Annotated in this window: 25 protein-coding genes and 1 riboswitch; of the genes, 19 read left to right on the plus strand and 6 right to left on the minus strand. The window is 64.5% G+C overall.

Translation table 11 applies throughout. From position 1 onward, the window contains the following. Nucleotides 1-40 precede the first annotated feature (40 nt). The 5 genes from FJ414_RS13785 to FJ414_RS13805 all read left to right on the plus strand — a co-directional run bounded on the left by FJ414_RS13785 (nucleotide 41) and on the right by FJ414_RS13805 (nucleotide 5,878). Entirely contained in the window at nucleotides 41-268 is a 228-nt protein-coding gene (locus FJ414_RS13785) for a hypothetical protein (protein ID WP_140644929.1), read from the plus strand. Nucleotides 269-584: 316 nt separating this feature from the next. Continuing rightward, nucleotides 585-1,583 (plus strand): L,D-transpeptidase, encoded by a 999-nt coding sequence (locus FJ414_RS13790; protein WP_140644930.1) that lies wholly within the window; start codon nucleotides 585-587, stop codon nucleotides 1,581-1,583. 150 nt (nucleotides 1,584-1,733) lie between these two features. Beyond that, nucleotides 1,734-4,172 (plus strand): FAD-dependent oxidoreductase, encoded by a 2,439-nt coding sequence (locus FJ414_RS13795; RefSeq protein WP_140644931.1) that lies wholly within the window; start codon nucleotides 1,734-1,736, stop codon nucleotides 4,170-4,172. 54 nt (nucleotides 4,173-4,226) lie between these two features. Further along, entirely contained in the window at nucleotides 4,227-5,336 is a 1,110-nt protein-coding gene (locus tag FJ414_RS13800) for a mandelate racemase/muconate lactonizing enzyme family protein (RefSeq protein ID WP_140644932.1), read from the plus strand. A 218-nt stretch (nucleotides 5,337-5,554) separates the two neighbouring features. After that, a complete protein-coding gene (locus FJ414_RS13805) occupies nucleotides 5,555-5,878 on the plus strand; it encodes a DUF2934 domain-containing protein (protein ID WP_140644933.1) in 324 nt (107 codons plus the stop codon). Here FJ414_RS13805 and FJ414_RS13810 read toward each other — a convergent pair. Then, nucleotides 5,856-6,233 carry a hypothetical protein gene (locus tag FJ414_RS13810; RefSeq protein ID WP_140644934.1) on the minus strand — a complete coding sequence of 126 codons (378 nt, stop codon included), beginning with the start codon at nucleotides 6,231-6,233 and terminating at the stop codon, nucleotides 5,856-5,858. The two genes, FJ414_RS13805 and FJ414_RS13810, sit on opposite strands and share 23 nt — an antisense overlap. A 159-nt stretch (nucleotides 6,234-6,392) precedes the next feature. On the opposite strand from FJ414_RS13810, the gene FJ414_RS13815 reads away from it, so the two are divergent. From FJ414_RS13815 to FJ414_RS13825, 3 genes are all read left to right on the plus strand, one after another. Further along, nucleotides 6,393-6,710 carry a metalloregulator ArsR/SmtB family transcription factor gene (locus FJ414_RS13815; RefSeq protein WP_140644935.1) on the plus strand — a complete coding sequence of 106 codons (318 nt, stop codon included), beginning with the start codon at nucleotides 6,393-6,395 and terminating at the stop codon, nucleotides 6,708-6,710. Then, a complete protein-coding gene (locus FJ414_RS13820) occupies nucleotides 6,707-7,192 on the plus strand; it encodes an SRPBCC family protein (RefSeq protein ID WP_140644936.1) in 486 nt (161 codons plus the stop codon). Before FJ414_RS13815 ends, FJ414_RS13820 begins: the two co-directional genes overlap by 4 nt. A 61-nt stretch (nucleotides 7,193-7,253) precedes the next feature. Next, nucleotides 7,254-7,667 (plus strand): MAPEG family protein, encoded by a 414-nt coding sequence (locus tag FJ414_RS13825; protein WP_140644937.1) that lies wholly within the window; start codon nucleotides 7,254-7,256, stop codon nucleotides 7,665-7,667. Between the two features lie 23 nt (nucleotides 7,668-7,690). Here the strand turns inward: FJ414_RS13825 and FJ414_RS13830 are convergent, their stop codons facing one another. Then, nucleotides 7,691-7,963 carry a PilZ domain-containing protein gene (locus FJ414_RS13830; protein WP_140644938.1) on the minus strand — a complete coding sequence of 91 codons (273 nt, stop codon included), beginning with the start codon at nucleotides 7,961-7,963 and terminating at the stop codon, nucleotides 7,691-7,693. A 149-nt stretch (nucleotides 7,964-8,112) separates the two neighbouring features. Beyond that, nucleotides 8,113-8,685: a histidine phosphatase family protein gene (locus tag FJ414_RS13835; protein ID WP_140644939.1), complete on the minus strand. Its 573-nt coding sequence runs from the start codon at nucleotides 8,683-8,685 to the stop codon at nucleotides 8,113-8,115. Nucleotides 8,686-8,770: 85 nt separating this feature from the next. After that, a riboswitch (adenosylcobalamin (AdoCbl) riboswitch) is annotated at nucleotides 8,771-8,914 on the plus strand. Between FJ414_RS13835 and FJ414_RS13840 the strand changes: the two genes are divergently transcribed. The 6 genes from FJ414_RS13840 to FJ414_RS13865 all read left to right on the plus strand — a co-directional run bounded on the left by FJ414_RS13840 (nucleotide 8,915) and on the right by FJ414_RS13865 (nucleotide 12,643). Next, nucleotides 8,915-9,124: a CbtB domain-containing protein gene (locus tag FJ414_RS13840; RefSeq protein ID WP_140644940.1), complete on the plus strand. Its 210-nt coding sequence runs from the start codon at nucleotides 8,915-8,917 to the stop codon at nucleotides 9,122-9,124. It begins immediately after the preceding riboswitch. Between the two features lie 163 nt (nucleotides 9,125-9,287). Then, nucleotides 9,288-10,028, plus strand: coding sequence for a CbtA family protein (locus tag FJ414_RS13845; RefSeq protein ID WP_140644941.1), 741 nt, complete (start codon nucleotides 9,288-9,290; stop codon nucleotides 10,026-10,028). A gap of 51 nt (nucleotides 10,029-10,079) precedes the next feature. Next, nucleotides 10,080-10,664, plus strand: coding sequence for a hypothetical protein (locus tag FJ414_RS13850; protein WP_140644942.1), 585 nt, complete (start codon nucleotides 10,080-10,082; stop codon nucleotides 10,662-10,664). A gap of 65 nt (nucleotides 10,665-10,729) precedes the next feature. Next, the gene (locus FJ414_RS13855; RefSeq protein ID WP_140644943.1) at nucleotides 10,730-11,224 is read left to right on the plus strand and encodes a DMT family transporter; all 495 of its coding nucleotides are present in this window, start codon (nucleotides 10,730-10,732) and stop codon (nucleotides 11,222-11,224) included. A gap of 44 nt (nucleotides 11,225-11,268) precedes the next feature. Beyond that, nucleotides 11,269-12,171, plus strand: coding sequence for a GNAT family N-acetyltransferase (locus FJ414_RS13860; RefSeq protein WP_140644944.1), 903 nt, complete (start codon nucleotides 11,269-11,271; stop codon nucleotides 12,169-12,171). A gap of 136 nt (nucleotides 12,172-12,307) precedes the next feature. Next, entirely contained in the window at nucleotides 12,308-12,643 is a 336-nt protein-coding gene (locus FJ414_RS13865; protein WP_140644945.1) for a hypothetical protein, read from the plus strand. 43 nt (nucleotides 12,644-12,686) lie between these two features. Here the strand turns inward: FJ414_RS13865 and FJ414_RS13870 are convergent, their stop codons facing one another. After that, nucleotides 12,687-12,836 (minus strand): hypothetical protein, encoded by a 150-nt coding sequence (locus tag FJ414_RS13870; RefSeq protein WP_112100506.1) that lies wholly within the window; start codon nucleotides 12,834-12,836, stop codon nucleotides 12,687-12,689. Nucleotides 12,837-13,082: 246 nt separating this feature from the next. Here FJ414_RS13870 and FJ414_RS13875 point away from each other — a divergent pair, with 246 nt between their 5' ends. The 3 genes from FJ414_RS13875 (at nucleotide 13,083) to FJ414_RS31455 (ending at nucleotide 14,015) form a co-directional block, all read left to right on the plus strand. Beyond that, nucleotides 13,083-13,265, plus strand: a complete 183-nt coding sequence (locus FJ414_RS13875) for a hypothetical protein (RefSeq protein ID WP_036258067.1) — start codon at nucleotides 13,083-13,085, stop codon at nucleotides 13,263-13,265. Nucleotides 13,266-13,324: 59 nt separating this feature from the next. Beyond that, complete coding sequence (locus FJ414_RS13880) at nucleotides 13,325-13,705, plus strand: YkvA family protein (protein WP_140644946.1); 381 nt, start codon at nucleotides 13,325-13,327, stop codon at nucleotides 13,703-13,705. 148 nt (nucleotides 13,706-13,853) lie between these two features. Beyond that, the gene (locus FJ414_RS31455) at nucleotides 13,854-14,015 is read left to right on the plus strand and encodes a hypothetical protein (RefSeq protein ID WP_181175249.1); all 162 of its coding nucleotides are present in this window, start codon (nucleotides 13,854-13,856) and stop codon (nucleotides 14,013-14,015) included. Nucleotides 14,016-14,203: 188 nt separating this feature from the next. On the opposite strand, the gene FJ414_RS13890 is transcribed toward FJ414_RS31455, so the two are convergent. Both FJ414_RS13890 and FJ414_RS13900 read right to left on the minus strand, forming a co-directional pair. Next, the gene (locus FJ414_RS13890; protein ID WP_140644948.1) at nucleotides 14,204-14,428 is read right to left on the minus strand and encodes a hypothetical protein; all 225 of its coding nucleotides are present in this window, start codon (nucleotides 14,426-14,428) and stop codon (nucleotides 14,204-14,206) included. A 474-nt stretch (nucleotides 14,429-14,902) separates the two neighbouring features. Then, on the minus strand, nucleotides 14,903-15,088 hold the full coding sequence (locus FJ414_RS13900; RefSeq protein WP_140644949.1) for a hypothetical protein: 186 nt from the start codon (nucleotides 15,086-15,088) through the stop codon (nucleotides 14,903-14,905). Between the two features lie 553 nt (nucleotides 15,089-15,641). Here FJ414_RS13900 and FJ414_RS13905 point away from each other — a divergent pair. Both FJ414_RS13905 and FJ414_RS13910 read left to right on the plus strand, forming a co-directional pair. Beyond that, nucleotides 15,642-17,042, plus strand: a complete 1,401-nt coding sequence (locus tag FJ414_RS13905; RefSeq protein WP_140644950.1) for a sensor histidine kinase — start codon at nucleotides 15,642-15,644, stop codon at nucleotides 17,040-17,042. Continuing rightward, on the plus strand, nucleotides 17,039-17,683 hold the full coding sequence (locus FJ414_RS13910) for a response regulator transcription factor (protein WP_140644951.1): 645 nt from the start codon (nucleotides 17,039-17,041) through the stop codon (nucleotides 17,681-17,683). The genes FJ414_RS13905 and FJ414_RS13910 overlap by 4 nt, the downstream gene beginning before the upstream one ends. Nucleotides 17,684-17,706 lie beyond the last annotated feature (23 nt).

The raw sequence follows: 17,706 nt of genomic DNA on the forward strand, positions 1-17,706 counted from the left end.
GCCTTGCGAAGACGTGCCGATTGCGCGATGTTGCACAACCATGGCTGGCGAGTATCTGGACCACAAACTGGAATGCCCGTTTTGCGGCACCATCCGTTTGCAAATTCCGGCCGATGCTCAACCCGAAACGGCGATCCATTGCGCCGAGTGCGGCAAATATCTCGGCTCATGGGACGAGCTGCAAACCGATTTCGAGATCCAAGGCGGCACGGACGGCGTATTCCGGCTGGATAAGGGGCGCATCCAGAAGCTCAATTCCAGCCGATGACCAGCCGCAGCTGACGGAGCCCATGGGGCTCAGACCGGAAAGCGCCCAACAGGGCAACCGACGGCATGGGCGGGGGGCGTTGGGGAGCCGTCGGTTACCAGCACGAGGGGCCATGGAATCAGAAAATGCGCAGGCCCTGGCACGATAATGCCAGTTCTTTGCGTTCATGGGAACTGGTTTCCAGCTTAAAATTCAAATGTCTATGGGAGAAAGCGCACACTCGCGATGATCTTCGTGCGACTCCCCGCGACAGGAACCACATCGGCCGTGCCGCGTCATAGAGACAGGCTCTTGTCGCGATCCTGGAGTGACGTCGATGGTCAGGCTGCTTGGTGTCGTTGCGTTGGCGCTCGCGCTCGCGTGCGGCGGGACGCTGGCAGCCAAGCTCGACCTCACCGCTGTCAACCAGGCGCAATTCAGCGAGGGCGAGCCGAAGGGTGTCGATCCGATGGTGCTCAGGGCGCAGATCCTGCTTGATCGCGCCCGCTCCTCCCCCGGCCTGATCGACGGCCGCCTTTCCGACAATTTTTCCAAGGCCGTCGCAGCCTTCCAGGCGGCGAACGGACTGCCCTCCGACGGCAAGCTCACCCGGGAGACCTGGGACAAGCTCACAGCGATTTTCGCCGGCCCGGTGTTGATAAACTACGAGGTCACGGCCAAGGATGTGCGCGGGCCGTTCACCAGGCGCATCCCCGCCCGCATGGAGCGGATGGCGCATCTGAAGCGGCTCGGCTATCGCAACGCGCGGGAAAAACTGGCGGAGCGCTTCCATGTCAGCGAACAATTGCTGAGGCTGCTCAATCCCAAAACCGGTTTCAGGAAGGCCGACACCACGCTGGTGGTGCCTGATATCGGCCGCGGCGACCCTCCCGCGACCGTCGCCAGCGTCGAGGTCGACAAGGGCGCCCGCCAGGTGCGCGCGCTCGATGCGTCAGGCAAGGCGCTTGCGGTCTATCCCGCCTCGATCGGCAGTGAGGAAAAGCCGGCGCCGAGCGGCGCGGCGGAGGTCAGGCGCGTCGTCCACAATCCGACCTACCATTACAACCCGAAGTTCGCCTTCAAGGGGGTGAGGAGCAAGCGGCCCTTCACCATCGCCGCGGGACCGAACAATCCGGTCGGGGTCGTCTGGATCGATCTCTCGATCGAAAGCTACGGCATCCACGGCACGCCCGATCCCAGCAAGATCGGCACGACCTTCTCGCATGGCTGCATCCGGCTGACCAATTGGGATGCCGAAGATCTCGCCGCCATGGTCAAGCCCGGCACCAAGGTCGACTTCGAACAGGAGACGGCGCAAGACGGGCAAGGACAGTGAAATGCCGGCGGGTCGCGAGGCCGCCACGCTGTAACCTGTTGCATAAATCCAGCTTATCATGACCCCCAGTTTTTGAAGACGTTACACGGGCTTTCCCCGCCTGTAGCTTCGGCGGCGCTCGTTCAACAATGATATGGCTTCGGTGGTTTGATGCAGACACATGCGCGCGTGGTGATCGTCGGCGGCGGATGCGTCGGCGCGGGTATTCTTTATGGCCTGGCCAAGCGCGGCTGGACCGATGTGGCGCTGCTCGAGCGCACGCAGCTTACAGCAGGCTCGACCTGGCATGCGGCCGGTCTGATCCCCTCCTACGCCCGCAACATCAATGTCGGGCGGATGATCAACAAGACGATCGAGATCTATGAGGGGCTGGAGGCCGAGACCGGGCAGCCGGTCGGCTGGCACAAATGCGGGCAGCTGCGCATCGCCAATTCCAGGGACCGCCTCGACGAATATAAGAGCTATATGAGCGTCGCCGAGGTGCAGAACATGCGGGCGCAGCTGCTGACGCCGGACGAAGCCCGCAAGCTTTGGCCGCTGCTCGACAACAAACAAATGCTCGGCGCGCTCTATCATCCCGACGACGGCCATATCGCGCCGGCGGACGTGACGCATGCCATGGCCAAGGGCGCGCGGGATCTCGGCTCCAAGGTCTATCTCAACACCGAGGTGACCGGCTTCAAGCGGACGGCCAGCGGCGAGTGGCTGGTTGAGACCAACAAGGGCGACATCACCTGCGAGCATGTGATTTGCGCCACCGGCAATTACGCGCGCCAGACCGGCGCGCTGCTCGGCCTCGACATCCCGGCGATCCCGATCCTGCATCAATACTGGATCACCGAAGCCGTGTCGGAGGTGGTCGAGCGCAAGCGCGCGGGCCGGCCCGAAATGCCGATCCTGCGCGACGAAGGTTTCGAGGGCTATCTGCGCGAGGAAGGCGACGGCTTCATGTTCGGGCCTTACGAGCGCACCGAGCACCTCAAGCTCTTCGCCGAGGATGGCGTTCCCGCCTGGTTCGGCGCCGACCTGCTGGAAGAGGATTTCGACGCGGTGTCGTGGAACTGGGAACAGGCGCTGCAGCTCGTCCCGGCGCTTGGACGCGTCGGCATCAAGGCCAATGTGCGCGGCCCCTTCCAGATGACGGCGGACGAGCTGCCCTTGATGGGTCCGGCCTGGGGCCTGCCCAACGTCTGGCTGGCCGAGGGCGTGCCCGGCGGCATCCTGTGGGGCGGCACGATCGGCTATTATCTGTCGGAGCGGATCGTCGAGGGCGGCAACAGCCTCGATGTCTCCGACCTCGACCCACGCCGCTTCGGCGATTACGCCAACAAGGCTTGGACGCGCGAAAAGGTGCGCGAGGCCTGGGGCACACATGCCGAGCAGAAATATCCCGGACAGGACATGCCCGCCGCGCGGCCGCAAAAGACCGCGCCCTCCTATGACAGGCTGACCGAGCTCGGCGCCGTCTGGGGCGTGCTCAATGGCTGGGAGATGCCCAACTGGTTCGCGCGCGACGGGGTCGAGGCCAAGGACCAGTTTAGCTGGCGCTGGACGCCGAAGGGCAACCTCGTCGGCGAGGAGGTGCTCGCGGTGCGCAACGCCGTCGGCCTGGTCGAGATGACGCCGATGACCAAGTTCGAAATGTCGGGACGAGGCGCGGCCGCCTGGCTGGACCGGATCATCGCCAACCGCCTGCCGGCGGTCGGCAAGGTGACGCTGGCGCATCAGCTTACCGCCAACGGCGGCGTGCAGGCGGAATATATGGTGGCGCGCCTCGGCGATGACCTGTTCTACCTGATCTCGACGCCGCGCGCCGAGCGCTGGAATTTCGACGACCTCACAAAACTGCTTCCCACCGATGGCAGCGTGAAGCTGACAAACGTCACCAACGATCGCGGCTGTTTCACGGTCGTCGGACCCAAGGCGCGCGAGGTGCTGCAGCCTCTCACCGAGATCGACCTTTCCAACGAAAGTTTTCCGTGGTTCGGCGTCAAGACCGGCAATGTGTCTCTGGCCAGCGACGTGCGGCTGCTGCGCGTCAACTATGAAGGCGAGCTGGGCTGGGAGCTCTACCATCCCCTGCCCTATCAGCGTCAATTGCTCGACGCGATCCTGAAGCAAGGCGAGAAGCACGGCATGCGGCTGGTCGGGCTGCACGCGCTGGAGTCGCTCAGGCTCGAGAAATCCTATCGCGCCATGTACCGCGACATGAATCCCGAGCTCAACGCGCTGGAGAGCGGGCTGGAGCGTTTCATCCGCCTCGACAAGGGCGACTTCGTCGGGCGCGAAGCGGTGCTGAAATACAAGGAGCGCAACGACCAGCGCCGCTCGGTGACGCTCCGGATCGACACCGAAGGCACAAGCTCCCTTGCCAATGAAGGACTCTACAGCGACGGCGCGCTGGTCGGGCGCATCACGTCGGGCGGCTATGGCTACGCGCTCGGGCATGACGTGGCGCTGGCGCTGCTGCCCGAGCGTTTTTCCAAACCCGGCACGAAGCTCGACGTCGCGATCCTGGGCGAATGGAAGGTCGCGGAGGTGATCGCGGATTCGCCTTACGACCCGACCTCGGCCAGGGCGCGGATGTAGTAGGTGGGGCCTGCAAAGGCCCCGTTGCCGACGTGTCCTTCGGAGGAAGCCCGTATGCGTATCGATCGGATCAACGTCTATTCGGCGCAACTGCCGGTTAAAGGCGGTGTCTACCGCATGGCCAGCGCCGACGTGGAGGCGCTCGACTCCACACTGGTCGAAATCGTCACCGACGATGGTTTTGCCGGCTGGGGCGAGACCTGTCCGATCGGCCCGGTCTACCAACCGCATCATGCGCTTGGCGCCCGCGCCGCGATCGCCGAAATCGCGCCGGGCCTGATCGGCTCGGAGGTCGCCTCGATCAGGCAGCTGGCGAAACAGATGGACGAGCGGCTTAGCGGGCACGGCTACGCCAAGGCCGCGTTCGATATGGCGTTCCTCGACCTGCTCGGCCAGAAGCTCGGCGTGCCGGTCTCGACGCTTTTGGGCGGCGCGCTGACCGACCGCGTGCCGGCCTACTACTCGCTGATCGTCGGGGCGCCGGACGAGACGGCGCGGATCGCCGCCGACAAGGTGAAGGCCGGCTATCCGCGCCTGCAGGTCAAGATCGGCGGGCGCAACCTGGAAGAGGACGTGGCCGTCGTCCACAAGGTCTGGGAAGCGGTCGGCTACCAGGCTCGGCTAGCTGTCGACGGCAACCGAGGCTTGACGGTCGCCGCCGCGATGCACCTCGACCGGCTTTGCCAGCAAATCCCCTTCGTCTTCGAACAGCCCTGCAACACGATGGACGAGATCGCGACGCTGAAGGGCCGCGTGACGCATCCGGTCTATCTCGACGAAAGCACCGAGGACCAGAACGCCGTGCTGAGGGCCATCTCGCTCGGCATCGCCGACGGCTTCGGCTTCAAGGTGACGCGCCTTGGCGGCCTCACCAAGATGACGACGGTGCGCGACCTCTGCGCCATACGCTCGCTGCCGCACAGCTGCGACGACGCCTGGGGCGGCGACATCATCGCGGCGGCCTGCGTGCATCTGGCCGCCACGGTCGAGCCGCGCCGCATGGAAGGCGCCTGGATCGCGCAGGAATACATCAAGGGCCATTTCGACGCGAAGCACCCGGTCGTCATCAAGCAAGGTCACATCGCCGTACCGCAACGGCCGGGGCTGGGCGTGAAACCGGAGCCCGGCATGTTCGGCAAGCCTGTGGCGATATATGGGCCATAAGCGGGAAGCGGCGCCGCCGGGTTCGCAGTTTCGGATCGGAATGGCTGCTGGCCGGCGGTAATCATCAGCGCCGTCCCCCACTCGGAGTGGGAACGCCCTATGGGATTGTCCTCAGGCCGGGCGTTTCGACGGCTGCGCGCATCAGCCGATCACGTTCGCGATGCCACGGATCGTTCCGCCATGTCCCGCGTTCTTGTGACACGCAAGGAGGAACGGCGATGGACGACGATCGGACCGAGAAGATCAAGCAACGGGCCTATGAGATCTTTCAACGCGAGGGCGGCATCTTTGGCAATCACGAACGGCACTGGCATCAGGCGGAGTTGGAGATCGACCGCGAGGCCGCCCTGCCGCTGACTGCAGGCGATGCGCTGCCGGAAACGCGCGAGATCGACAGCGCGGATGTGCTGACGGTCGAGGCGCTTGCCATGCGCACCGGCATTTCCGGCGACGAGGCGCAGGAACTGCTCGACCGGCTGGGCAACGACCGCGCGGCGATCGAGCAAGCGGCGCGAAGCCTCAAGGCAAAGCGGCAGCGCTGACCCGCCGAAGATGCTCTATTTGCGCTCCACGGCGAGCACGACAGGCATGCCCCAAGGCATGTTCCTTGGCGCCTGCAGCAGGGAAACCTTGCCTTCCGACACCTGGGCCTCCCACCACGCGTAATGTTTCAGCCTGTAGTTGCCCCGGCGCACCGCTGAGACCGACGATGGGACCGCCGTCGAGATTGAGCGCGGTGTTGATGTCGAGTCCTGCTTTCAGCAGGGAGGTCGCCGGCCTGTCCAGGGAGAAGAAGGCTTCCTTGGTCGAGCCGACGATGATGCGGCCCTGACCGTCTTCGGCGATGAAGGTGCGGTTCGCCAGCCAGTTGCTCTTTGCGCACGTTGTTGCCGCCATCCTCGCCGATCAGCAGCGGATAGGACACAATCGCATTTTCGGCCCCATCCAGAACCGCTCGCCAGGCGCGGCCGGCAAGGTCGACCACGTGCGTGCCGCATGGGTGGCACTCTCCATCCGGGTTGACAGGACAGACGCGCCGCCCTAGCTTTCGCGTTAGTGACCACTAACGCGAAATACTGGACAGCGCTCGGCGATCCGACGCGACGCACGATCTTCGAACTGCTGGTCGACCGCCCCAGCTCGGTCAGCGGGCTCGCCAATGCACTGCCCGTGACGCGGCCGGCGGTCTCGCAGCATCTGAAGGTTCTCAAGGATGCCGGGCTGGTGGCCGACACGCGCTCGGGCAAGGAACGCATCTACCGTATCGACCCGGACGGCCTCGCGGCTTTCCGGGCGGAGATCGACCAGTTCTGGGTGAAGACGCTCGCGGCTTACGCGCGGCTTGTCGAGCAACCGACGGAGGACGAAACATGATCAAGCAGCCGGCACCCGCGCCCGTGAAACATTCCGTCGTCGTCGCGGCGCCGATCGCACGCGCCTTCAAAGTGTTCACCGAGGATTTCGGCAGCATCAAACCGCGCGAGCACAATCTGCTCGCCGTCCCGATCGCGGAAACGATCTTCGAGCAGCGGGTCGGCGGCCACGTCTACGACCGTGGCGTCGATGGCTCAGAGTGCCGCTTCGCCCGTGTGCTGGCCTACGATCCGCCGAACCGGCTGCTTCTGAGCTGGGACATCAGCCCGCGCTGGCAGATCGAAACCGACCTCACCCGCACAAGCGAGTGGGAAGTCCGCTTCACGGCCGAGGCGGAAAACCGCACCCGCGTCGAAATCGAGCATCGCCATATCGAGCGGCATGGCCAAGGCTGGGAAAGCGTGCGCGGCGGAGTCGACAGCGATCAGGGCTGGCCGCTCTACCTGCAGCGGTTCCAGGACCTCTTTTCCCGGGCAGCCTGACAGCACTACCCGGTACCGAAGGGCTTGGCCCGCACGACAGCCATTGGAAGGAGCGCGGAAAATGGAAGCTTATTGGCTGAGCACGCTCGGCGTGCTTGCGCTCTGTCTCCTGTCGGTGGCGCTGGCGGTCTATTCCGGCTCGTCCAAGGGATTTGCGGGCAAGCTTTCGGGTCCGGTCGTCCCGGCGGACGACGACAACCGGCTCTACCGGATCGACCGCGTCCACATGAATTCGGTCGAGGCGCTGGCCCCTTTCGCCGTGCCCGTGATGCTGGCGATGATGGTCGGCGTCGGCCCGGTGACGCTCGCCGTGCTTGTCTGGGTTCACCTGGCGATACGCCTCGTACACATGGTCATCTACCTGCGTGGGGGAAACGCCGCCAAGGGCGGCAGCGTCAGGACGATCCTCTATGTCTCGGGCGCGCTGGTCACGCTTGTTCTCATCCTCGTGACGGGGTGGGCGGCGCTTCGCTGAGCAGCTTTCGCTTCGGCCGCGCATCAGTCCTTCGGCGCGTTGCTGTAGAGCGCCACGCCGACGCGGTCGTTGCGCCGCCACCGCACCAAAGCGCGATAGGCCGTATCGTCGGCCGGGACCTCGAGCAGGAAGCGGTCCGGGATCTCCACATCGGCGCCGACGCGCAATTCCGCACCTTGCTCGTGCTGGTTTCTGACCGAGCAGCCGATCCTGACGCCGGCGGTGATGATCGTGGCTTCCTTGAGCACGAATTCGCGCGCATGTAGACGGCGCTCGGTCTCGGGAAAATTGGCCATATCCGGCGGGCTCCTCAGGCAAGGCTCTCCTCGCCATGGGGCAGCACCATAGCAGCGAGGCGTTTCCGTTCCGTTAGCGATCACTGAAACGCGGAACGGCAGCTTCATAGGCCGACCGCGTTCATCGGGATCTCTCATGCCCAGAGGGTTCAACCAGAGACGATGACCCCGCTCGCGTGCAGGACCCAGCGGCGGCCGTCGCCGCGGAACTCGGTGAGCGACAGCGGCTCGATGTCGATCTTCCAGACCGAGGAAAGCGGCGCGCCCAGAACATGCACCATGGCCGCGCGGATCGGCAGGGCGTGCGTGAGCGCGATGGTATGACCGCTCTCGGAAGCCAGGCGCTCCATCAGCGCGGCGCCGCGCCGGGCGACGGCGGCAAGCGATTCGCCGCCATGGGGCGCCGCTTCCGCATCGGCGAACCAGGCCGCCATGCCTTCCGGATCTTCTGCCTGCACCTCCTCGAAGCCTTTGCCGGCCCAGCGCCCGAAATCCTGCTCGGCAAGCAGCGGCTCGACCGTCGCCTCGAGGCCGAGCGCCTCGGCCGTCTGCCGCGCGGCCAGCGCCGGACTCGTCCAGACGCGGTCGGCGCGGCGCAGCGAAGCGGCCAGCGCGCCGGCACGCTCGAAGGCTCGCGGCTCCGGCGCCTCGTCACTCGGAAAACGACCCTTGCGCGTGGCCTGCGTCGCGCCGCTTGCGATCATCGTCAGGCGGGCGAGCATCCCAAAACTCCGTGGTCCAGTAAAATTTCGGCCGCGCGAAGCCGTGTTGGCCATTACATGTCGTTGACAGGCGAACGAAGTGCTGACAAGTGTTTTAGCGCTATACGGGATTGGAAGCCGGTGCGAGTCCGGCACGGTCGCGCCACTGTGATCGGCACCAGCCGAAAGTCAGGCCTTATTCCGCAGCATTGTTCGATCAACGGGACGCAGTATCCCACGGGAGGTCAATATGTCCGACACCACCTTCGCCCCCAGCTACGGTCCGGTTGCGATTCCGGTTCGCGAGCTTCTGCCGTGGGCCATCTTCGCCGGCCTGCTGTTGATGCTGGCGATCTATTTCGTCGGGGCGGAAGAAGGCGCGACGTCGCTGCTCCGCGGCACCTATGTGCACGAATTCGTGCATGACGGCCGCCACCTGCTCGGCTTCCCCTGCCACTAAAGCGGTTCAGCATCGCTGAACCCGCTTTCGATTCTGATCTAACGCAATTCCGGGCGGAAAGCCGCTACGCACTTTTCCTGGAATTGCTTGGTTGGCTTAACGCAATTCCGGACGGAAAAACCGCTACGCACTTTTCCTGGAATTGCTTAGAGGGATTAGTGACATGGTTGGAAAACTTTTGCTGCGCGGCATGCTTGTCGGGCTGGTCGCCGGGATTCTGGCGTTCGCCTTCGCCCGCGTCTATGGCGAGCCGCAGGTCGACAAGGCGATCGCCTTCGAGGAACAACAGGCCCAGGCCGCCGGCGGGGCGCCGGAGCCCGAGATGGTCAGCCGCGCCACGCAGGCCGGCATCGGCCTGGCAACCGGCGTGCTGGTCTATGGCGCCGCGCTTGGCGGGCTGTTCTCGCTGGTCTTCGCCTATGCCTATGGCCGGCTGGGCTCGCTCGGACCGCGCGGCACCTCGGCGCTGATCGCGCTGCTCGGCTTCCTAGCCGTGATCGTGGTCCCCGGCCTCAAATATCCGGCCAACCCGCCCGCGGTCGGCAATGCCGAGACCATCGGCTACCGCACGGAATTGTTCTTCATCATGATCGTGGTCTCGATCGCGGCGATGGTGGCGGCGGTCGGCCTGGCGCAGCGGCTGTGGACCCGGCTCGGCGCCTGGAACGCCTCGATCGTGGCTGGGCTGGCCTTCCTCGTCGTCTTCGCACTGGTGAAGGCAGCCCTGCCCGACATCAACGAAGTACCGGAGACCTTCTCGGCGACGGTGCTGTGGCAGTTCCGCGTCGCCTCGCTCGGCATCCAGCTTGTGCTATGGACCGTCGTCGGGCTCGGCTTCGGCGCGATTGCCGAGCGCGTGGTCGCGGCGCGCGACCAGCGCAGCCCTGCCCGCCGCTTCGCCTGAAATCCGATGTGTCGGCCGCCACGGTTCCTTGCCCTGGTGGCCATTTTCTTTTTGGCGACCGCCCTTTCGATCATGACGGCGGCAGCACCCGCCGAAGCGCATAGCGGATCCTTCGCCCCGCCTCCTCCCGGCATCCAGATCCCGAGCCTGACACACGGCCAGATGGCCGTGATCGCCCGCTATCGCGGCGAGATCATCGAGCTCGCCCAGCACCAGACCGCGACCGACCCGACCTTCCGGCGGCTCTACAATCACGGCAATCTGCAATACACCTATTGCCTGTGGGGCCTGATGCCGGGAAGCCTCGCCGACGAGGAGAGCCCCTTCAACGAATGCAGCCACGCCTACCTCGCCACCGCCAAGGCGCTGCTCACCCATATGGCGACGATGCCCTCAGCCGAACGCAACGCGAAAGCACTGATCTCCGATATCGACGCCGACATGGTGCGCAGCGGCGCGTCGTGGATCCTGTGCCAGTATAGCGGCGAATCTTTCAGCACCGGCGCCGTCGTCGAGCCCAGATGGCGCGACATGGTCTTCCACCTGCCGAGCCTCTGCGTGCTGCTTGCCACGATAGCGGCGCTCGTCGCCGCCGCATGGTCCATCTTCGGCACGCCGCGCGCCCGCGCGGCCTAGCCGAGCGCTGCGCGCAGGCGTAAGCATCGGCAATTGTCCGGTTCCCGGATTCGCAGCCGCCAGCCATGTTCGCCCCCGAAGCCTTCGCCGTCACCGCCGCCTTATGCAGCGCGCTGAGCTCCATGTTCCTGAGCGAGCTCAAGGGCGGCGTTCCCCTGCTCCAGCTTGCCCGCTGGCAGATGCTCGCAACCTTCGTGATGACCGGCTCGGTGTCGTTGGCGATCGGCGGCTGGCACACGATCGGAGCGAGGGAGTTCTGGCTGCTTGCCGGATCGAGCTTCGCCGGCATCAGCATTGCCAGCTCGACCTATTTCGCCACCATCTATTCGGTCGGCCCGCGCATCACGGCGCTGCTCTTCTCGCTCACCTCGCCTTTCGCCCTGGCGCTCGGCTATCTCGTGCTCGGCGAAACCATCAGCCGCTGGCAGGCGCTGGGCGTGGCGCTGGCGCTTGCCGGCATCGTGCTTGCCATCGGTGGGCAAACGCCGGGGGTCAACGCGGCCTCGGACCCCGGACGATGCTTGCTGATGGCGCCCGAGACGGCAGGCATGGACAACTGATACGATCGGCGTTGCGGCTCACGCTCTGTGGCTGAGGTTGTTCAATGTCGCTCGTTTACAGACCTGCTCGCGCCGATGATCTCGTGGCGACCGATGCGCTGGTGGTGGCCAGCATCAACGAGCTTACCACTCGGCACGGCTTTGGCCCGATGGCGGCGACGAGCCCTCCCAACTTCCAGCTGTTTTCGCTCGAGGACGACCCCGGCGGCCTGTGGGTGGCGGAAGACGACGGGGACATTGCCGGCTTCGCCTGGAGCTGGGTATGCGGCGATATCTGGTTCCTCGCCCAGTTGTTCGTCGATCCTGGCCGACAAGGCCGCGGCATCGGAAACACGCTGCTGGAACGGACCATGGAGCATGCCCGCGCATCAGGCGCAGCCCACAAGGCACTCATAACATTCACCTTCAATCGTGTGTCGCAGGGGCTTTACATGCGGCACGGCTTGTTTCCCAAAACGCCGATCTACCTTCTCAGCGCCGCGCGCGAACGGGTGACCAAGGCATTGGCTCGACCGCCGTTGCGCGCCGTCGAAATGGACGACAGCGCCGCGACGATGGAGAAACTTGCCGAGATCGACGCCCGTGCCCTGGGCGCCTCGCGAGTGAAGCATCATCGCTACCTGCTCACCGATCCGTCGACAACAGGCGTCCTGCTCTTTGCTGGCGGCGATGCGGTCGGCTACGGATACACCAACGCCGGCGGGCATATCGGCCCCCTGGCGGTGACGCGGCCCGATATCGTTCGCGATGCCTTTGCAACGGCGTTGCTGTTGGCGGCGGATCGCTCGGCCGAGAAGGTATCGGCCTTCCTGCCGGGCACATGCGGGAGCGCGCTCGGCCTCGCGATCGATCAAGGCATGCGCATCACCTTCCCGATGCTGCTGATGGCATCGCCCGGCTATGGCGACTGGACGCAGTACCTGCCGCGAAATCCCGGCTTCATGTGATCGGCCGCCCGCGGCTGAAGGCGGCCGGCGGCAACCAAATGCTTGTTTTGCCGTTTATTTCAGCGGCTGCCGGCACACAGCGTGGCGCCAGCCGGCTGCGTCGGCCAGGTATCGCCGAGGCGGAAAGGAGGCCGCGATGACACGGCCGACAGTGGAAATAGGCGACAGGGTGGCTGTCATCGCCACCGTGGTCGAACGCAACGAGAACCGCGTGATGCTGAGGCTCGACGGCGACAGCCATAAATATTCGATGGTCGAGCCCAATGCCAAGGCTGGCGACAAGTTCAGACTCGAGGGCGAGGTCGTGCATGTCGACGAGGATCTCGGACGCACGACCGTGCAGGTTCTGGGGCGCGTGACCGTCGACACCCGGTCGGTCGAGATGGTGACGCGACGTTGCGACCTCGACCATATCGGCTCGAACGTGCCGGGCCACCCTCGCCCACGCACCCCGCCGCGACCGCATGGGTGAGCCGGGGCCGAGCCGCGATTCTGTCGTGGGACGATGGACCGGTCTAATGGCGCTTGAAATACTGCACTTCGCGTTCGTGCTTTTCCGCCGCTTCGCGCGACTTGAAGGTGCCTAGATTGCGGCGCTTGCCGGTTCTCGGATCGATTTTGCGCGAATAGAGCCTGTATTCGCCGGATTTCAGCTTGCGGATCATGGCGGTCTCCTTGTGAGCCAAGAACCTAACCCGCCTGGGGCCGTCGCGGTTCCAGGCAGGCCATCCAGCCCGCTCGCGGCCCATCCGCAAAAAAGCGCCGCTGTCGGTGAACCATTTCACGGACGTAAACGACCCAATATCGGAATCGAGACCGCAACGACACGATTAGGTCGGATTATTTGTATTCAAATGACTTTGGCGACGTTATGCGGATGTCGCCGAAGTGCCGGATCTGAGGAGGGTGAGATGGTTACGGCGAAGCTTCACGGCGTTGAACTCGTCAGGGGCCAGAAGTGGACGGTGCGCGTCACCGCCTATGGCACGACGCTCATCTTTCCCTTCGAAGCCGAGCAATATGCGCGCTCCTATGCCGATGGCCAGGCCTTCCGCCTCGGCGTCGAGGTTGTCGAGTTGAAGGACTGCGCCTGAGAGGCCGAGCCATCGACCACCAAATGGCCTGAAGACCCGCGCACCCATATATAAGCGGCATGTCGATACTCGATACCGCGAAGCGGTGGGCGCGCAAGATCAAGCGCGATGTGGTTGCGCTCTGGATCGCCGCCCGCGATCCGCGTGTGCCCTGGTATGCAAAAGCCGCCGCGGGCGCAGTCGCGGCCTACGCGCTGAGCCCCATCGATCTTATCCCGGATTTCATCCCGATCATCGGTTACCTGGACGACCTGCTGATCGTGCCTGTCGGCATCATGCTCGCGGTCAAGCTGGTCCCGTCCGATCTGATGCAGGAATTCCGCGATGAGGCCGCGCGACGCGAGAAGCCGGTGAGCAAGGTCGGGCTCGCCTCCATGATCGCGCTCTGGGTGCTTGCGGCGTTGGCCCTCGCCTGGCTGTTCTGGCCGAAGCCGGCCTAGATCCTTCAGCCAGCGCAGCCGCGCATGCCGGCGGAATCTCACTCGGCAGCTAAATTAGCTGTCCCTTGTAATTTATGCAAATCAGGGCCATGCTGGACGAGCGCGTGAAATGGCAGGCGCAATGGGTGGGTTCAATTAGGGGTCAGGCGTGATGGAGTTCGCAGTCTGCTACGACCACAGCGGGTTCGATCTGGCACGGTCGCTCTTCCTCGATGTCACGGCGTTCTTTGCGCTGATGGCGCCATGGGCGGTCGCGCGGCTCATCGAGATGTCGCGCGAGGATGGCGCAGTCGGGCTACAGCCGGTCTGAGGCTCGAGCCGCCGCTTTGCTAAAGAGCGTTTCGCGGAAGCGCCGAACCGCTCTAACTCTCTGTGCTTTTCCTGGAATTGCTTTAAAAGCGCGTCGCGCTGAAGCGGATTCTGGCGACGCGCTTTTAAGCCTTTGTTTTCATGCATGTCGTTATCGCAAAACCGCTGCACACTTTTGCGCGACATGCATTAGCCGTCGTGGACGACCTTTCGGATCGACAGGTCGTCGCCGAACAACGCCGAACAGTCGATCTCCTCCTGGAAGTTTGCCTGCGGATCGAGCACCAGCCACGAAGCGTGCGTGCGAAGATCCTTCAGCCTGGCATTCTTTTGCGCGCGCGCCAGGCGCTCGGCCTCGGCAACCGAGGCCTGAAAATGCCTTTCGGCCTTGCGATGGTGAAGGATCCTCGACATAGCGGCGGAAAACGCGCTTGTCCCGCTTTTCGTTCCGTCGAAAGCGGCGGGTCGGACGCCTCGACCCTAACGCGTTCCCTGTTCGACGGTGGCGCGGCAGGATCTCCACGCGTCACGGTACGCGCGAAGGCGCATTTCTTTAAGTTTGCGCCCTGTTTCAAGCGGTATCGAGCATGAGCGCGCGCCGGATCGGCGGCTGAGGTAGCCCGGCTTGCCTTGGCGGTAAAAGAGTACGGCTCTTTGACGGACAAGCCGGGCTAAAGCGCCGACCATTGGGTTTCCTTGGGGGGAAGCCGGCGCAAGGACAGAGTGTCCGTTTCCCGTTGCGCCCGCAATTGTCGCTGAGGTCCTACGCGCCAGCGCAATGGTCCGACCGGCTGGAGACGTGATGCCGCAATTCCGGACGGAAGGCTACGGGAAAGCGCAGAGCCTACCCGCTCACACTTTTCCTGGAAGTGCTCCACGCCCGAACGCTCAAGCCCGCGTAAGACGGCCGCCCTTTTGCAGCGCCCTCCTGACGAAAAGCTCGGCATGCTGCGCCCATTCCGCTTCCGCGACGTCGTTCTCACGAACGGACTGCCTGAAAGCTTCCCGCAGAGCTTCGAGCTCAAAGATCGACAGCCGCTGGTTTCTTTTTTGTTTTTTTGTGCCGGCGTCCATAGTGCGTTGCCAAGAACCGCAAGGTGAAGCCCATCGTATATGCGGCGGCTGTTCGACCCATCAACACCGTGGCCATGACTTCTTTTGGGGGCAAATTTTGCCGCGGCGTCCGCGTCTTCTGCCGGGACGATGCGGGCTCCGCCTGCCGGATGTGGACGGGGTTGCATGCCGATCCATCCGGCAGCTCCGCCGCTATATGTCTGCACCTAAACGCCCGACAAAAAAGACCGCCTCGGGTCAAGGCGCGGGCGGTTATATCTTGCAGGTTATACGTCTTTTGGTATGGACCCAGCGCTCGATTGGTGGTTGTCTCGCAATTGCTAAAATCATCCATGATTTCAGGTGGCAGCCGGCCCGCGTCTTCCCCGTCAACAGGAATGACGCGGGCTTTTGCCGCTCGGGGAGAGCCACCCTCGCCGCTGGCGAAGCCAAGCCCGTTCGAGAGCGCGCAAACCCGTCGCCATTAACCTTCCCCATGGGCACGGACCAAGGTCGGTGTCGCAATTGCCGTCCCTCGCCTATAATCTTGCAAGCGGGTGGGTGAGCGGGGCCGATGTTTGGGAGATATTTCAGGCGACTTGCACGAATCTGGAGCGGGCTGTCGCTGGCTTGGCAGTTCGTGATCGCGGGCGGCATCGGCCTTCTGGCGGTGATGCTCGTGGTCGGGCTGTGGGTGACGTCGCAGATTCGCGAAGGGGTGATGCACAATTCCGCCACCACGACAGCGCTCTATGTCGACAGCGTGATCGCGCCGCTGCTGCCTGACCTGCGCAAGAGCCGCGAGCTCGACGATTCGGTCAAGCGGGCGCTGGACGAGACGCTCGGCCAGGGCGCGCTCGGAAAGAGGCTGGTGTCGTTCAAGCTGTGGCGACGCGACGGCATGGTGCTCTACTCCGACGACTCGGCCCTGATCGGCAGAACCTTTCCGCCCAACGCCAATCTGAAGTCGGCCTTCGCCGGCAATGTCGTGGCCGAATACAACAACCTCAGCGACGATCCCGAATCGGGAGACGAGAAAGCGGTGAACGCGCCGCTGTTCGAGATCTACAATCCGGTGCGCGAGCCCTGGTCGGGCGAAGTGGTGGCGGTATCGGAATTCTACGAGGTCGCCGACGATTTCCAGGAAACGCTGAACTCGGCGCTCAGATGGACGTGGCTGGTGGTGGCGGCCGCCACCGCGGCGGCGCTGGCGCTGCTCTCCGGCATCGTTTTCCGCGGCAGCCGCACCATCGTCACCCAACAGGCTGCGCTAGAGGCCAAGGTTGCCGAATTGCAGGCGGCGCTGGCGCAGAACTCGTCGCTGCGCCAGCGCGTCCAGCGCGCCTCGCGCCGCGCCACCGCCATCAACGAGCGGTATCTGCGGCGTATCGGCGCCGACCTGCATGACGGGCCGGCGCAACTGGTGGCGCTCGCCGCGCTCAGGATGGACAGCCCGGTGCTGGTTGATCCGACCACATCGAGCACGCTGCGCGAGGCCGAGATCGCCGGCATCCACAAGACGCTCGGCGAGGCGATGCGCGAGATACGCGGCATCTGCAACGGACTGGTGCTGCCGCAGATCGAAACGCAGGCTATCGCCGATATCTTGCGGCTGGCGGTGGCCGAGCACGAGCGGCGCACCAGCACCAAAGTGTTGCTAACTCTGCCCGAGCGCTTGCCGGAGCTCGGCACCTCGGAAAAGATCAGCATCTATCGCTTCGTGCAGGAAGGCCTGAACAACGCCTACCGCCACGGCAAGGGCAAAGGCCAGCAGGTCAGAGCCACGACGAAGGGCGGCAAGCTCCTGGTCGAGGTGCTGGACACCGGCCCCGGCTTCGACCCGGCCCGAAGCGAAGGCCTTGGGCTTGCCGGCCTCAGGGAACGGATCGAAAGCATAGGCGGGCAGTTCGAAACGCTGACCGGCCCGGGAGGAACCAGGCTGGTGATCACCTTGTCTGTCGAGGAGCAACCGTGAGCACATCCATCCGCATCGCAATAGTCGACGACCACCCCCTGTTTCGCGAGGGCGTGGCGCGCAGCCTCGGCGAGATAGGCGGCTTCGAACTTGTGGGCGAAGGCGCCAGCGCCGAGGACGCCGAAAGGCTGGCGCGCGCCAGCACACCCGATATTCTCCTGCTCGACATCAGCATGCCGGGCGGCGGCCTCAACGCGCTGGCCGGCATCCTTTCAGCGATGCCCGAGCAGAAGATCGTCATGCTCACCGTGTCGGAAACCAACGCCGACGTCGCCCTGGCGCTGAAGGCCGGCGCGCGCGGCTATGTGCTGAAAGGCGTCGGCTCCAAGGCGCTGGCCGAGATCCTGCGCGACGTCGCCAACGGCCAGAGCTACGTATCGCCGAGCCTGTCGGCGAGGCTGCTTTCCGACCTTTTGCAGCCCACCGGCAGCAAGCCCGATCCGCTCGGCCAACTCACCGGCCGCGAGGCCGAGATCCTGAAACTGGTCGCGGAGGGGCTCAGCAACAAAGAGGTGGCGGCCCGGCTGTCGCTGCAGGAGAAGACGGTCAAGCATCACATGACCAGGGTGCTGGCCAAGCTCAATGTGCGCAACCGCACCGAGGCGGCGCTGCTGATGCACGAGGCGAGGGAAAGGAACTGAGGAACTAGGTTCCCTCTTTCTTC

The sequence above is a fragment of the Mesorhizobium sp. B3-1-6 genome (assembly GCF_006439555.1).
GTDB lineage: Bacteria > Pseudomonadota > Alphaproteobacteria > Rhizobiales > Rhizobiaceae > Mesorhizobium.

What these genes read in the sequence shown, in the direction of transcription:
- FJ414_RS13785 (WP_140644929.1), top strand. Translation starts at nt 41, where the DNA reads ATGGCTGGCGAGTATCTGGACCACAAACTGGAATGCCCGTTTTGCGGC.
- FJ414_RS13790 (WP_140644930.1), top strand. Translation starts at nt 585, where the DNA reads ATGGTCAGGCTGCTTGGTGTCGTTGCGTTGGCGCTCGCGCTCGCGTGC.
- FJ414_RS13795 (WP_140644931.1), top strand. Translation starts at nt 1,734, where the DNA reads ATGCAGACACATGCGCGCGTGGTGATCGTCGGCGGCGGATGCGTCGGC.
- FJ414_RS13800 (WP_140644932.1), top strand. Translation starts at nt 4,227, where the DNA reads ATGCGTATCGATCGGATCAACGTCTATTCGGCGCAACTGCCGGTTAAA.
- FJ414_RS13805 (WP_140644933.1), top strand. Translation starts at nt 5,555, where the DNA reads ATGGACGACGATCGGACCGAGAAGATCAAGCAACGGGCCTATGAGATC.
- FJ414_RS13810 (WP_140644934.1), bottom strand. Translation starts at nt 6,233, where the DNA reads ATGGCGGCAACAACGTGCGCAAAGAGCAACTGGCTGGCGAACCGCACC.
- FJ414_RS13820 (WP_140644936.1), top strand. Translation starts at nt 6,707, where the DNA reads ATGATCAAGCAGCCGGCACCCGCGCCCGTGAAACATTCCGTCGTCGTC.
- FJ414_RS13825 (WP_140644937.1), top strand. Translation starts at nt 7,254, where the DNA reads ATGGAAGCTTATTGGCTGAGCACGCTCGGCGTGCTTGCGCTCTGTCTC.
- FJ414_RS13830 (WP_140644938.1), bottom strand. Translation starts at nt 7,963, where the DNA reads ATGGCCAATTTTCCCGAGACCGAGCGCCGTCTACATGCGCGCGAATTC.
- FJ414_RS13835 (WP_140644939.1), bottom strand. Translation starts at nt 8,685, where the DNA reads ATGCTCGCCCGCCTGACGATGATCGCAAGCGGCGCGACGCAGGCCACG.
- FJ414_RS13840 (WP_140644940.1), top strand. Translation starts at nt 8,915, where the DNA reads ATGTCCGACACCACCTTCGCCCCCAGCTACGGTCCGGTTGCGATTCCG.
- FJ414_RS13845 (WP_140644941.1), top strand. Translation starts at nt 9,288, where the DNA reads ATGGTTGGAAAACTTTTGCTGCGCGGCATGCTTGTCGGGCTGGTCGCC.
- FJ414_RS13855 (WP_140644943.1), top strand. Translation starts at nt 10,730, where the DNA reads ATGTTCGCCCCCGAAGCCTTCGCCGTCACCGCCGCCTTATGCAGCGCG.
- FJ414_RS13860 (WP_140644944.1), top strand. Translation starts at nt 11,269, where the DNA reads ATGTCGCTCGTTTACAGACCTGCTCGCGCCGATGATCTCGTGGCGACC.
- FJ414_RS13865 (WP_140644945.1), top strand. Translation starts at nt 12,308, where the DNA reads ATGACACGGCCGACAGTGGAAATAGGCGACAGGGTGGCTGTCATCGCC.
- FJ414_RS13870 (WP_112100506.1), bottom strand. Translation starts at nt 12,836, where the DNA reads ATGATCCGCAAGCTGAAATCCGGCGAATACAGGCTCTATTCGCGCAAA.
- FJ414_RS13875 (WP_036258067.1), top strand. Translation starts at nt 13,083, where the DNA reads ATGGTTACGGCGAAGCTTCACGGCGTTGAACTCGTCAGGGGCCAGAAG.
- FJ414_RS13880 (WP_140644946.1), top strand. Translation starts at nt 13,325, where the DNA reads ATGTCGATACTCGATACCGCGAAGCGGTGGGCGCGCAAGATCAAGCGC.
- FJ414_RS13890 (WP_140644948.1), bottom strand. Translation starts at nt 14,428, where the DNA reads ATGTCGAGGATCCTTCACCATCGCAAGGCCGAAAGGCATTTTCAGGCC.
- FJ414_RS13900 (WP_140644949.1), bottom strand. Translation starts at nt 15,088, where the DNA reads ATGGACGCCGGCACAAAAAAACAAAAAAGAAACCAGCGGCTGTCGATC.
- FJ414_RS13905 (WP_140644950.1), top strand. Translation starts at nt 15,642, where the DNA reads ATGTTTGGGAGATATTTCAGGCGACTTGCACGAATCTGGAGCGGGCTG.